The sequence below is a fragment of the Aquipseudomonas ullengensis genome (genome assembly GCF_014174475.1).
Lineage (GTDB): Bacteria > Pseudomonadota > Gammaproteobacteria > Pseudomonadales > Pseudomonadaceae > Aquipseudomonas > Aquipseudomonas ullengensis.
Genome location: NZ_JACJUD010000005.1, coordinates 364,561 through 377,217, shown reverse-complemented (window position 1 = coordinate 377,217; position 12,657 = coordinate 364,561). Strand labels below are relative to the sequence as shown.

The 12,657-nt window shown below is 52.7% G+C and carries 12 protein-coding genes; 4 read left to right on the top strand and 8 right to left on the bottom strand.

Annotated features, from left to right (window positions below; all coding sequences use genetic code 11):
* Positions 1-482 precede the first annotated feature (482 nt).
* The 8 genes from H3H51_RS16865 to H3H51_RS16830 form a co-directional block, all read right to left on the bottom strand.
* Positions 483-1,439 carry a site-specific integrase gene (locus H3H51_RS16865; protein WP_183090223.1) on the bottom strand — a complete coding sequence of 319 codons (957 nt, stop codon included), beginning with the start codon at positions 1,437-1,439 and terminating at the stop codon, positions 483-485.
* Positions 1,440-2,553: 1,114 nt separating this feature from the next.
* The gene (locus H3H51_RS16860) at positions 2,554-3,045 is read right to left on the bottom strand and encodes a hypothetical protein (RefSeq protein WP_183090222.1); all 492 of its coding nucleotides are present in this window, start codon (positions 3,043-3,045) and stop codon (positions 2,554-2,556) included.
* Positions 3,046-3,047: 2 nt separating this feature from the next.
* Positions 3,048-6,191, bottom strand: a complete 3,144-nt coding sequence (locus H3H51_RS16855) for a metallophosphoesterase (RefSeq protein ID WP_183090221.1) — start codon at positions 6,189-6,191, stop codon at positions 3,048-3,050.
* 256 nt (positions 6,192-6,447) lie between these two features.
* Positions 6,448-6,756, bottom strand: coding sequence for a hypothetical protein (locus H3H51_RS16850; protein WP_183090220.1), 309 nt, complete (start codon positions 6,754-6,756; stop codon positions 6,448-6,450).
* 610 nt (positions 6,757-7,366) lie between these two features.
* Positions 7,367-7,723 carry a hypothetical protein gene (locus H3H51_RS16845; protein WP_183090219.1) on the bottom strand — a complete coding sequence of 119 codons (357 nt, stop codon included), beginning with the start codon at positions 7,721-7,723 and terminating at the stop codon, positions 7,367-7,369.
* 69 nt (positions 7,724-7,792) lie between these two features.
* Positions 7,793-8,140, bottom strand: coding sequence for a DUF6957 family protein (locus tag H3H51_RS16840; protein WP_183090218.1), 348 nt, complete (start codon positions 8,138-8,140; stop codon positions 7,793-7,795).
* Between the two features lie 47 nt (positions 8,141-8,187).
* Positions 8,188-8,592 (bottom strand): hypothetical protein, encoded by a 405-nt coding sequence (locus H3H51_RS16835; RefSeq protein ID WP_183090217.1) that lies wholly within the window; start codon positions 8,590-8,592, stop codon positions 8,188-8,190.
* Positions 8,589-9,071, bottom strand: coding sequence for a hypothetical protein (locus H3H51_RS16830; RefSeq protein ID WP_183090216.1), 483 nt, complete (start codon positions 9,069-9,071; stop codon positions 8,589-8,591). Before H3H51_RS16830 ends, H3H51_RS16835 begins: the two co-directional genes overlap by 4 nt.
* Positions 9,072-9,213: 142 nt before the next feature.
* On the opposite strand from H3H51_RS16830, the gene H3H51_RS16825 reads away from it, so the two are divergent.
* From H3H51_RS16825 to H3H51_RS16810, 4 genes are all read left to right on the top strand, one after another.
* Complete coding sequence (locus tag H3H51_RS16825) at positions 9,214-9,681, top strand: helix-turn-helix domain-containing protein (RefSeq protein WP_183090215.1); 468 nt, start codon at positions 9,214-9,216, stop codon at positions 9,679-9,681.
* A 545-nt stretch (positions 9,682-10,226) separates the two neighbouring features.
* A complete protein-coding gene (locus H3H51_RS16820) occupies positions 10,227-10,478 on the top strand; it encodes a helix-turn-helix transcriptional regulator (RefSeq protein ID WP_183090214.1) in 252 nt (83 codons plus the stop codon).
* Complete coding sequence (locus tag H3H51_RS16815) at positions 10,478-11,674, top strand: type II toxin-antitoxin system HipA family toxin (RefSeq protein ID WP_183090213.1); 1,197 nt, start codon at positions 10,478-10,480, stop codon at positions 11,672-11,674. The genes H3H51_RS16820 and H3H51_RS16815 overlap by 1 nt, the downstream gene beginning before the upstream one ends.
* Positions 11,675-12,135: 461 nt before the next feature.
* Complete coding sequence (locus H3H51_RS16810; RefSeq protein ID WP_183090212.1) at positions 12,136-12,609, top strand: hypothetical protein; 474 nt, start codon at positions 12,136-12,138, stop codon at positions 12,607-12,609.
* The last annotated feature ends 48 nt before the right edge of the window (positions 12,610-12,657 follow it).

Sequence of the window (12,657 nt, the reverse complement as noted above, 5' to 3'; positions counted from 1 at the left end):
TCGTGGCGGCTAAAAACGCAGAAATGAGCGGGTGACCTGATCGTCTTTGATCGATTCGCCGCTTTCAAAATCGGCGGGGGCTGAAGTCAGCCAGAAATACATGGCTACTTCAGACCATCCCTAGACTCTTTTCTTCGCTAGAGTTTCGCCCGGCAAAAGCAGGGCATTCGGTTTCTTGCTTCGTAGATATGGGGCTCGAAGGCGCTATACTTCCTAACTATGCCCACCGGCCGGAGCGCATCGGGCAAGGATGCCGGTCGGACTGGGCAGCTTCTTCAATTGCCCCGAATCAGACATTTAATGGTGTTCGTTTCGGTCGGCAGGCCTCTCCAGAATAGAAAAGACTGCACTTTCTTAGCGCTTGGATGATGCCGGCAGCAGCTGACGGTTTTTCTCGACCTGTTTTATCAGGTGTGAAAGCGTGTTTGGGGCTGGTTCGGACAAGGTTTATCCTTCGCCGATGACCTATCTCCACGATAACGTCACGGCGTACGTTGGGTCTTTTCGTCACGTCGACGTTTCATCTCGTTATACCAATGCCCCCTGGTTGCGGCAGGAAACTCGATGATCCCTAGGCTGCGTCCTTGACCGAATCTTGGGGGCTTCTGTGGCTGGCGAATGTTCGTCAGGTCAGCACTATCAGCAGGACGAATGTGAGCCTTCCTGCCTGTCCCCAGCCGGCTATCTCCGTAAACGCTCAGGGAGCTGGTGCACTGATGCCCCATGACGTACGCCTGGGATTCTGGGCTTTCTCCGGAAGCCTTGAGGATGGAGCCCATCTGATGCCGGAAACTCTTTAGTGTCGGAACCTGTTTGCGCCTCGACCATAGAGCTCGTGACTCTCGGCGAAATCGATCTCGAATAGCCGTGTTGGTGCGTTGGCACTTCGACATCCTATGTGCGGCCCATTCAATCAATTTCAGAATGTTGGGTTTGTCGATCACCAGGGTTCGGTCAGCGCCGCGGTGGAGCTCTGCGGATTTTTTGCCACCGATGATTTGCACAAGGTTCCCTGAGACAGAGATCGTGCGCATCTCACAAGGACGTACGCCTATGCAGTTCGCCAAGACAAGCGAGGCGGCTTCATCGAGATTGCCCCCGGCATGAAGGTGCTTGTACAGCGCTTTGAAGTCCTCGAAGGGGACTTTACGAATCTGTTTCAGCTTGGGTTTTCTGGTCATCTTGCTATCAGGCGCTGTGACCGGATTGATCACCTTTCTGATTGCAGCCGCTGTGTTGCTGTTGCCACGCGCGAGCTGATCGTTCATCAGCGAATTTTTGAGCGTGCTGAACGAGTTGGTGCGGTACTCGCTAGCGCAGGCAAGCAAAGCCGCGCAAATCTGCGCCGAAGATGGATCGTCCTCGCCGCAGCGAGTCCGATAAAAATGTTGTGCTCTGGTCTGATACCGCTTCAATGTTGTCGGTTGCATCGCTGTCATCTCTCTTCTTGTTGTTTTGATGACAAAGCTAAGCCGCTTCGCGAATGGCGTTGTGTCAGTTCGGCCTACACTGAAATTCACTACGCATTCGCTTCGTTTTTTCTCGTTCCGTCCGAACTGCCCCAACGCCCTCTTACTCGCGCCGCGAGTAAGAGGTGCGCGCTCTCACTCACGCGACACGCTTCATCTTCATTCAGCGTGCGCGTGGAGCGAAAGCGCGCGCAAGCCTTTTGTCATCAAAATCAAAACGTAGCCAGCGCCATGGCGCTGAAAGAACGAGCCCAGCAGCACCAAGCTGCGCATCGCCGATGCAGCAGAAATCGGAGCGCTCAAAAATGCTGGCCAGTAGAATGATGTTTGGTTATGGTTTTTTCTTTTAAGTAATTGAATTTATTGATTTATATGTTGAAGTATAACCAATAAAGACAGTGCCAGTTTGGGCACTCTTTGCGCCGGAGGTGGCGGTGATTGTGCCACTTCCGGCTGCTTTCGATGCCTGATCAGGCACTGCTAATGCCGCATGCGGCACAGTAAGTGTGTCGCAAATCGCAGCTGCGACATGCGGGGTGTATCGCAGCTGGCTGCATGCGACATGGTCAGCGTATCCCAGCGCGTGTTGGTGACAGACTAGGTGTGTCGCACCGGTGCCCGGCGACACTCCCAGAGTGTCGCAAATGGAGTCTGCGACATGCGGGGGGTATCGCGGCTAGCGCATGCGACACAAGATACGTATCGCAGCGCGAGCTTGCGACACGCCTAGCCGATCTCGCCTTACTCCGCTGTTGTTCTATTTGAAAACACGAGGTCGGCTCTACGGCCTTGAGGGCCTGTGCTGCCTCAACGTTTGGTAAAGCAAACTGGTGGTGTATGCGAATCGGTGGCGGAGATGCGATTAGTTGTCGGCGATGCGGGAGGTGTCGGGGATGCGAATCGCTGGCGGTTTTACATGCGACTCGGTGTCGGTTAGGCGTGCGAATTAGTGTCGGTGTCGATGCGAATATCCACCCCCCCAAGACGGATTGAAGCCACGCATTGGCGAGCATCGACATCCAGAGCCTCCGTTCCTACGTGAAGAGAATTTCGAACAGAGGATGTCGAGCCCCATAGACTACCTTCAAGCAGAGCAGCGCCTCCAGCTCCAATCCCCGCTTGCCACACGGCTGGTGCGCGAGGAGTGGCCGATATACAGGCCTGACATATTTCCTGCATCAACGATCTTAAGCTGCAAGTTCCCAAAGTACGCAAGCCGATCACTTTTGTCGTACCACTCCCCTGTGACGTACGAGTTTTTGATCGTGGCAAACATGCAATAGGTTTTACCCTTGGCATCAAACTCCGCGTACAGGTACTTACCAAACTGCTTCACCTCGGTGTAACTGTGCCGATCCGCAACATCTTTGAAGCTGGGACTATCTGGGGCCTCCCAGATCTGCTCCCACTTACCCGAGATTGCAGGGGGGCGCTCCCGAAAAAGGCCCCTTACCGGGATCCAATGAAGATACTTCACGAAGTAATGAGAGAGGCTGAAGTCTAGCAGCGTCTTAATGATAAAAACTGCACACGGAGCAGCAAGTCCGGTTGCAATAACATTCAGATCGAAATTCATAATTACGACTCCAGCCCCAGTAGCTCTCCAGATATCTTGGTCGATATTTCAGAAAGATCATTAACCAGCTTCCTGGCAAGCTTGTTCTTCATCAACGACTTTGCATGCCCCATCAGCTCCTCTCTCACCTCTTGGGTAAGGGTGAAGTCCATATGAGACAGCTCAATAATCTTCATGATAACCGACGAATACTCATAGCTCTTGCCAGGTGCGAGAGATTTGATTTCGCTAAGCGTATCAACCCCATCCACCTCGCAAAGAGCATACGTAATGATTATTTTTTCCAGGTTATCTGTTGTTTCTGCGCGCTTCTCTCTGAGGCGACTTATTTGCCTAGAGTTCACCAAATCAGCCGCCATCATAGAGACAGCAAAATTAGGGAACGCTGCAATGAGGAAGTTAAGGAACGCGTCAAATCTCTCGGTCGCTTTCTTTCTGTGCTCTTGGGGAAGCGCTTCGTATTTTGAGTGCTTCATAAGCTTTTCAATCACGATTGGGCGCAATTTCTCTTGGAACTTTCGGGTATTCAAAGCAATCGTCTTTTGATAGAAATCGAGCGCATTAGAGAAGTGCTCATCGGCTATCGAGCGATCTGTCACGTGCTCTGCCGCTCGGAATACTCGGGCGTAAAGTGACAGAGAAGATTGAAACAGCGTTGCGCCATGCAGGTCGTCCCAGGTAGCACGGGACTCACCGTTCTGAGGGCATTCTCTTAGAGGCTTAGCACTGTCCATCCGCTCATCAATTTCATGCTCCTTGGGCGGTTCATGATCAAGGGCTTTATCGATGGACTCCTCTTTCATTTCGTCAAGAATATCGGACTGCGCGGCCTCTTGAAGCTCCTGTGCTGCCGGTTTCAAGTCCGAGATTTTCTCTGACGCGACACATATTTCCCATGCCTTAGCGGTGAGTTCCTGGCAGAACGCAAGAAGATCCGTGTCCTCTTTCGAAATGGCAGACATGTACTCAATGACTTTGTTGAAACGCAGGAAATTTATTGCAGCATGCAACTCTGGATACGACGGTTTCTTATTAGTGAGATATCTAGCGTAAACATAATCAAAGAAACAGGCCTGACTGAAGCGATACCTGCCATCTGTGATTTCAATTACACCGCTAGCAAGTATGGGGTTCAGGTAGGCGTTGATCTGGAAGTCTTGAGCAATATCGCTATTGAACTTGACGATGAGCGCATCCACCTCAGACGCCTTGAGTGCGAATGTATTTCGACAGGCCATCTCATGAGCAATGCTGCCCAGAAGGCGCAGCAAATCCTTGTACTGAGGCGCGCGCTCCCTTGTAATGCAGTGTTTGTGCATTATGACTTCAATGAAGTTCTCAACTAGATCTGCCTCATGCAAATAGGTCGAGAAGTGACCTTGCTTCCGCTCATAAATTGAAAGCAGCATAGAATACACAAACAGATTATTTGGCATCCCTGCATTATCAACAGCCTTGAGAATCTCTCTTGCCACAGAATTTTGCTGGATCGAGCTAGAAAGCCATTTCCCAATCAAACCTTTAAGGTGGCTACGTTTCATTCCACCAATGTTCACCTCAACAAATTTTCTGCACACCTCTGTGCGCAGCTTTGTTGCGATCTCATGGGCTGTAGCGTGCTTGCAAGAAATAATGAACCTGGGAGACTTATGCTCCTTCAGAAAAGATATTAGCTCATCAATGCAGTTTTGAGACAGCCCCTCCACCCCATCGAATATTAAAAGCGCATTCTCGGTAGTGACTCTATTTCCTAGTGCGTCAAGGTAGAGCTTCGAGTTAGGGAGAGAGTCATATATCTCCGTCAACACCGCCTTTATGCGATTTCTAGACGGAAGCCTCTTTCCTTTGCAGTCAAAATAGAACGCAATCTCATCCAGCTGCGTCTGTGCTTGGCTCTTGAGTTTATCCATGAGCAAGCTTTTCAATATGGTGCTTTTACCGGAGTTCTCGCCACCGACAAGGAGGAAGTTATCTCGTGACCTCGTCAACTCCTCAAAGCCGATGTACTTCTCCTCTCCCTCCTCTTCGATCTCGTAACCTTCGATCCTGATGGCAGGGCAGACAAATATATCAGATAGCCGTTTACGCTCAGCCTCTGCCACACCTGTGTTGCACATCAGATCATAGTCAAATCGATCAAGGGCTTTATGACAGTCCTCGGCAAACGCCTCTCTGTTGAATCCACCCGCCGGGGCTGCTTCGTAATCCATCTGCCCTTTAGGGCAGCGATCTACCCACGGCGCGAACTCTTTTTTCTCTTCATCGTATCGACGGAACAGAATTCGACCCGACTTTAGATTATCGGTATGGGTTGCGCTGACGATAGAGTAACCACTCTTTTCTTTTCCTGAGAGGTCAAATCTACCGGCCTGCATTTTCATAACAAAATCTTCAGAGAACGAAGACTCTCGCAGAATATTAAACTCATGCATGTGACCGTAGAAAACAGTCGAAACCTTGAAGTTGGTAATTTTAGCCGACAGCAGCTTGCGCTCCTCTGGATGCAACCATTCCAGAGGGTGATGCATGATTATGATTTTTTCCTTGAATCCAGTGATGCTCTTCAGCGCCGCATCTATCTGACGTTCACCAATGAAGAGATTTTCTCGATCATCCTCTCCAATTGCAGACCAGCCTGTGTTGAGGCAGGCAATACCAACATTTCCATGCTTATAGGTCTGGTAAAACTCTTTGATTTCTACAACATTCACAGATCCACTGTAGAACTGACCAATGAAACCCAGCCAACTCGCATAGGGATGCTTTTCTCCTGAAAGCAATTCATCCTGAAGCTCCCCTATCTCGCCAGAGTCATGATCTTTACGCAGACTTTTGATGGCTTTCTTGGTCGAAAAACTGAAACCAGCCCAATCCGTATCATGGTTCCCAGGAACCAAGAGAACATCTTTATTCTCTAGATTGAGAGCATCACGAATTGGCTCGATGAGTTCCTTTTTGCAGAGCTCGAACTCTTCTTGTTTTCCTGAGTAGGTCAAATCGCCAGAAAAGATCAAAGAGTCAGCGTTCTCAAGAGACGGCATATCCGCCAAGAACGCATCTTTCAATTTTTCAAGAAACAGTCGGGACTGCCCTTTAAGAGGATTTACGCTAGCGTGGATATCCGAGACATGTATTATTTTTTTCATAATCCATCATGATTAGGTGGTGGCCAGATGCCTGCATTATCCATTTTGCATTAGGCCAGTCCAGAGGGGCATTTGCGAAAACCTCCATCTTTAGCAGGGAGCAAATCTCTCGAAGCTGATCTAGTCTTCGGGCACTGGCCAGGATGGCCTCACACTGAAAGGACACTACATGCGCTACCTTCCCTAACTGCGCACCGCAGCCACGTCTGCCGCCTGCGCCGCTCTGGCCATGCTTTGGCTGAGCAAGCCCGCCTCGCTAGAAACCACGACCATCCCTCCACTGATCGTCGACAAGCAGCAAGGCGACATTCGTGTGTGGGGTGGGTGGAAAACCACCGACGGCTACCAAGTGCCCGGTACAAATACTGTCGATATCCGCTGTCAGCGGGAACAGAGCAGATGCAGCGAGGCTGTTGCCACCGTCCTCCATCACTCCGAGGGTGAAGACCTGGAAGTGCAGATGTTTGACAACTAGGTGGCGCGCTGGGATGAGAAAGGCATTGAGGCGGTTGCTGCGGGGGCCATGGGTGAGTGGCTTGGACAGGCGCTTATCGATCAGCAGCAAGACACGACGGCTGCGTTGAAATGACTCCCTCCCGAGGGATGCGAAGGTGATACAGGGTATGCAGTACTGGTTGGCAGCCCACTGTAAACATGGCGCTACTCGCCCCTAACGCCTTTAACGCTCTTGAGCTGGTGAAAGCCATGCAGGTGCTCGCAGGTCAAGTAGCCGGCCAACTGCGAGGTGCTGACGAAGTACTTACAGCACTCTCCGTCGACGACTAGGATCACTCTCCTAGTATTGATGTAGTCGCCATCCACTCGCATGGAGTACTCGTCAATCTCTAGCTTTTCGCCTGGTTGAATGTCCGCTTTTTCATAGACGGGCTTGAGCGTCCACTTTTGGCCGGTTTCTGCCTGTGGCTGCCGGAGCACTGGTTGCCAGCTATGTCGCAACCGCCCATGCGACACGGTAGTCGTGTCGCAGATTTTGGGCCCCAATCTTGAGTAGCAAAGCCCCTTGTATCGGCTCGCTACACATCGGGCCGGCCCAGAAAAGGTGAGTCAGGAACTGGTCGTTGATATCCCCGGAAAGACCAGCAATGATCCCAGGCGTGGAGGTGAAGAAGGCGTTATGGCCTTCATGGCACGGCTTGGCCTCTTTCTGAATTGTGTCAGTGGAGCCGATCAGGCGTCGGATAGAAGCCCTGAGGCAGAAATGCCTGATAGTCCACCAGGGATTTGTATCCGCCTGGCTGGAACGAGGCGATGACGTAGAAACTTCCTGTGCATGTGTGCAACACCCAGAACTCTCCCTCCAGTTCGACACGCAGGATGTCTGAGGTGCGAATCAGACGCCCATCGGCAAATCGCCCCCCTAGTGGATCAGCCCTGACATGCCGGTGCGTTACTCCCAGGCAGCAGCATGCTGCGATATGGGCATCAGTGAGATAGGCCGTGACCGGCTTGCTGAAAGGGTATGCCTGCGCCTTGAGCAGCTTCTGCATATTCTCGGGAGAAACTGGGCGCATTGCTGCTCCTCACAGACCAATGATCAACTCCGGGTTGAAGCCCGTGTGCTCTCCGGGATACTCCATGGCTTATATCAAGCATGAAATGGTATCGGCGCTGGCAGGCTTGCGAGTACCGGGACCCAGTAGCAGGTACACAGAATTGAGCGTTCTGAAATGAAATCCCTCGCTGAACTGATGCAGTAGCGAAGTTCTCACGAAGTCACCCACATCCCATCGTCGCTCGCTGTCAAAGACAACTTGGTGCGCATAGATTAAAGCCGGCTGGCGTTGTGTTTTCTCCAGAGCCTGCCGTTGCGCGTCGGTTGTCTCTATATCGAGCCACAGCCAGTCGCGCACCAGGCAAAAATTTCCAAAGGGGAATTTCTTTCGGGCATAGCTGAGTGCCTCTTCGTCGGGCATGGGGCTGCCGGGCATGGGCACTCCCGCTACGTACAACAGCTCTGTGATTTCTCTCAGTGATCTCATGAGCCCCAGCCGTAGGTATAAGGGAAGTTTGGCTCCAGTCGCGCGAGTTGTAGCGCGCTTGTCAGGGCTTCTGCATCGGCGAATCCTGCACGACCTGAACCTTTGCCGATTGTCGTGACCAGATGCTCCATGATCAGTTCCAGTCTCTTGGTCGCCGACCTGTGGCTAAGCATGTCCAGGTTGGCGATGACGTTGCACAGTACATCTATCGCCTGCGGCAATTGATCAACCGAGACGGTGCCGAAGCTGCCCCCGAAGACTGTCGTGAACTCCCGCTCCATCCTTGCGACCCGCGTAATTTGCCCGTTGGGGGCCCCGTGCATGCTCTGCCAGAGGGTTATTGCGTTCAGGATTTCTTGGGGCGTGGGAGTTAAAAACTCTTTTGGACGTTTGGCCGTCACGATGGCTGCCCGAGAGTGTAGAGCGACTTGGGGCGATTTTTTTGACGTGAGGCGAGCTGGTGGCTGAGTGCATGGATCATCTGATCCTGCGTCTTGAATAGCTGTAGTTTTTTTCGGAGATCGGCATTTTTTTCGAGCATCTGTGCGGTGTCTTGATCGGCCCTGCTCCATGCAGCGCGATACTTGTTCAGGCACTCAATGGCTGCGGGCCTGCTATTCGGACATAGTTGATCAAGGATGTGATCAATAAAATCTGGAGCTAGACGGAGCGGCAAGTAGTAGAGCGAGCCTCCAGCTACCGGTGCCTCCTCAATAAGGAGTTCGCCTCCAAATTCTGCGACGGCAAGCTCTGCCAGAGACGTTTGTGCGCCGAACGACTGAAGCAGTGATTTCAGTTCCACACGGAGTTGCAGCGATTCCATGTTCATTTTGAGCTGAAGCTTGCCGCCTGCAGGTGTGGTTTGTGTTGTGGTGATCATGGGCTTCTCCAGTAATTTGAAAATATGATTCGTGTTTATTGACAGTGGTGTGCGGGTGGTGATAGCGAAACAAGGTAATGCTATGCCATCACGATGTGTCGCGTCAAAGGTGGCTTGATACTTCCTTTTCTGAGCGCGATAGATGAGCTACGAAAAGGTGCTGGGCGAGGTAGTCAGAGACGTGAGGCTTCGGGCTGGCCTCACGCATGAAGCTTGTGCTGAAGTCGTCAACGCTACCCACTTACGCCAGATCGAGAAGGGGCTGGCCGCAGTCAGAATTGACACGCTGGTAGCCCTATGTGGAGTGCTGGGTGTTTCACCAAGCCAATTGCTTTTGGTTGCTGAGGCGCGTTCGGCTGGTCAGGAGGTTGGGGAGCACCTTGGCGCGAACAACAAGCAAATTCGGATGCTTCTGGAGGCGGGGCGTTTCGAGCCTGTCACCTCTAAAGATGCAGCGAGAGGAATTCGTGGCCAGAAGGCTGATGCGACACGCGATGAGACTCGTCGATTGCAGGCCGAAGGCCTATCAAAAGCTGATATCGCACGTCAGTTAGGCGTGACGGTGAGGACAGTCGAGCGTTATTGGGTCAAGCCCGTCACTCAGAAGTGACTAGACGGCATCTACATTTGGTTTCACGTCTTATGCGACATAGTCCGTGTGTTGCAGCGGGACCGTGTGACAGCTCAAGTGAGTCGCAGATGTGGTGCGGCAATACTCACTGCGGGTCGCGCTTCCTGCTATACGCAGGCCCTTTCTCCGGCCCGAACGCCTAATCCCGTCTCCGTTTGGGAGGTAGTACAAGCCCATTGGAGTGCTGTCTGGGTGTCAATCTGCGAGCTAAAGCGCTCGTGGCGTTCCGTAGCAGCAAAAATGAAACGGTACGCAAAACGGTACGCAAATTTTTTGTTTAGCCCATAAACGACAAAAGGCCAGCGCGATGGCTGACCTAAGTCGTTGTTTCATATGGTGGGCCCACACGGACTCGAACCGTGGACCAAAGGATTATGAGTCCGTAAAGCTGGCAGGCTTCCAGGTCTGCCTGGTCGGCACAGCATCGTTTAGCTGGTGGCTGTTGAGGCTGAGGTAGCCAGCTTTGATTTTTTATTGAGTTCGGTATACGTTACATTCTTTGTTTTATGTCACGTATATATAACATGGATTATTCCCATATCACGATGCGCCTGGGTGAGCAGATCCGTCAGCGTCGCCTGAATCGCGGGCTGACTCAGGTCAGGCTGGCTGCTTTGGCTGGTATCACACGGCAGAAAATCATTGCTATCGAGAGAGGCGACCTGTCGGTGGGCATGATGGCCTATGCGCGAGTGCTGGGAGCCCTCGATTGTGAGCTCACAGTTGTGCCCGCTGCCATGCCCACATTGGACGAGATCCAGGGAGTATTCGACTGATGACGGCTGTGCTGCAGGTGAGGACGCCAGAGGGCGATAGCGGGAAGGTTCTCAGCTCTGCCGGGGACTATCTGTTTCGCTATCACGAAGATGCCAAGGCGCAGGCGGCGATCAGTCTGTTGATGCCTGTACGCCTGGAGGAATACCGCCATCGGGAGCTGCATCCGATTTTTCAGATGAACCTGCCGGAAGGTTATGTCCTGGAGCAGTTGCGCAACCGTCTGGCCAAGGTGGCGAACGTCGACCCCATGTTGCTGCTGGCACTGTCTGGTAGCAGTTCTCCCATTGGGCGGGTCGCAGTGAGTTCACCAGAGGTTGATGCGCTCTTGGGAAGGCAGCTGTTCCCAGGAGAAAGGTTGGAAGAAATCCTGGCTTGGGATGGTGTCGAGGACATTTTCGTCGGTCTGGTAGATCGCTACATTTTGCGTGCCGGGATATCGGGCGTGCAGCCCAAGGTGCTGGTACCAGAGCATCAGGATGCTGCTCCGCAGCGCTTCACTTCGAAGACCTCTGACTTGATCATCAAGAGCGGCCGGGATGAGTTTCCGGGGCTGGCGATCAATGAGTACCTCTGCATGTCTGTGGCCAGGGAGGCAGGGATAGCGGTGCCGGAGTTCTACCTGTCCGACAACACCAAGCTATTCGTTATGCGCCGCTTCGACCGGGATGAGCAACTCAACTCCATCGGCTTCGAGGATATGGCTGCGCTGATGGGGCTGGCTGCGGAGCAGAAATACAGCAAGAGCTACTCGGCCATTGCCAAGGCCATCCGACTGTTCTGCCCACCCGAGCAAGTGCAAGGTTCATTGGCACAGCTGTTTGCCATGGTGAGCTTGAGTTGCATCGTTGGGAATGGTGATGCTCACCTGAAAAACTTCGGGCTGCTGTATTCGGATCCTACCCAACGTGATGCGCGGCTGGCGCCGGCCTACGATATCGTCAACACCACAGCCTACATCCCTGAGGATGTATTGGCGCTGGATCTGGTCGGTAACAAATCATTGTTTGCTTCGCGCCAGGGACTGCTGGATTTCGCTCGCGTGTGTGATGTTGACCGCCCCGGGGATGTCATTCGCCAGCAGCTTCAGGCGTTGGAGCAGGTACTCTCTCACTCTGTTGAGCTCAGTGAGCAGGCGCCGCAGGTGGTTGCTGCAATCAGGTCGTGTGCTGCGCCGTTTGTGAAAACCTTCGGATGAATCCACCTAGTTTGCAGGGCGCAGAGTGGTGCAGGTTGAAGCAGCCTTCAGGCTCAAGCTGATAGCCTGCCACTATTGATGTGGGGCGTGTGACCGCCAGCGAGATTGCTAGGTAGGGTGCGCGCGGGGCTCGCTAGGGTTCCGGTGATTTCAAATTTTGCCCCCATTTTATTGGGGGCAAATTTGGGGGCAAAATCGAGACCGCTGCAAACCGTCCCTCTCCGGGGAGCCCAGAAACACTAGGGGGTGGCAAGGCCCCAAGCGGGCTATGCGTGCCGCTACCAGCGTTCGAATCCCTATCTTCCCGCCATATTTAAAAAGCCCTGTAACCTCAATGAGTTACGGGGTTTTTTGTTTCTGGGGTGTACGTACCCGTTGTACGTAGCTAGGCGCTTCCTTCTGGGAATGCCTCCCGCATTCAATTAACGTATAGGCTCACGTCTCTACAGGGCAGTAGCAGCATGGACTACGCAACAATCAACGGTGTTGTGCAGGCAGTCAATCTGACTAAGCAACTCGCCAAAGCAGCGTTTGATGGGAAGGTCGATGCGGATGCCAAAGCCAAAATCGGTGAAGTCGTTGAGAAGCTGGGAGACGTGCAAGATCGAATGTTCAATTTGCGGAACGACTTGCACGAACTGCAAACGGAAAGGGACGAGCTCAAGACAAAGCTAGATGCAGCCGATGCGTGGGAGCGGCGGGCTTCTAACTACAACCTCACGCAAACGTTAGGCGGCGCCGTTGTGTACTCTTCGAAGGGCGACCCGATTCACTACGCCTGCCCAAGCTGTTTTAACAAAAGGGAAATCCACCCACTTCAAGACAACCGTACGGTCAGTGGCAAGTTTCGCTGTACGGGATGCGCGGCGGAATTCCCTGTAAAACCTAAGCATAAGGTTACAGCTGTGCCTACAACCCATCATTGGAACGACTGAACCACACAGTGATGCCGTTTCCTGACGGCTACCCTGCTGCATTAGGCT

Bases quoted from the DNA above. Each gene is read 5' to 3' on its own strand.
- H3H51_RS16865 (WP_183090223.1), bottom strand. From the start codon at position 1,439: ATGACAGCGATGCAACCGACAACATTGAAGCGGTATCAGACCAGAGCA.
- H3H51_RS16860 (WP_183090222.1), bottom strand. From the start codon at position 3,045: ATGAATTTCGATCTGAATGTTATTGCAACCGGACTTGCTGCTCCGTGT.
- H3H51_RS16855 (WP_183090221.1), bottom strand. From the start codon at position 6,191: ATGAAAAAAATAATACATGTCTCGGATATCCACGCTAGCGTAAATCCT.
- H3H51_RS16845 (WP_183090219.1), bottom strand. From the start codon at position 7,723: ATGCGCCCAGTTTCTCCCGAGAATATGCAGAAGCTGCTCAAGGCGCAG.
- H3H51_RS16840 (WP_183090218.1), bottom strand. From the start codon at position 8,140: ATGCCCGGCAGCCCCATGCCCGACGAAGAGGCACTCAGCTATGCCCGA.
- H3H51_RS16830 (WP_183090216.1), bottom strand. From the start codon at position 9,071: ATGATCACCACAACACAAACCACACCTGCAGGCGGCAAGCTTCAGCTC.
- H3H51_RS16825 (WP_183090215.1), top strand. From the start codon at position 9,214: ATGAGCTACGAAAAGGTGCTGGGCGAGGTAGTCAGAGACGTGAGGCTT.
- H3H51_RS16820 (WP_183090214.1), top strand. From the start codon at position 10,227: ATGGATTATTCCCATATCACGATGCGCCTGGGTGAGCAGATCCGTCAG.
- H3H51_RS16815 (WP_183090213.1), top strand. From the start codon at position 10,478: ATGACGGCTGTGCTGCAGGTGAGGACGCCAGAGGGCGATAGCGGGAAG.
- H3H51_RS16810 (WP_183090212.1), top strand. From the start codon at position 12,136: ATGGACTACGCAACAATCAACGGTGTTGTGCAGGCAGTCAATCTGACT.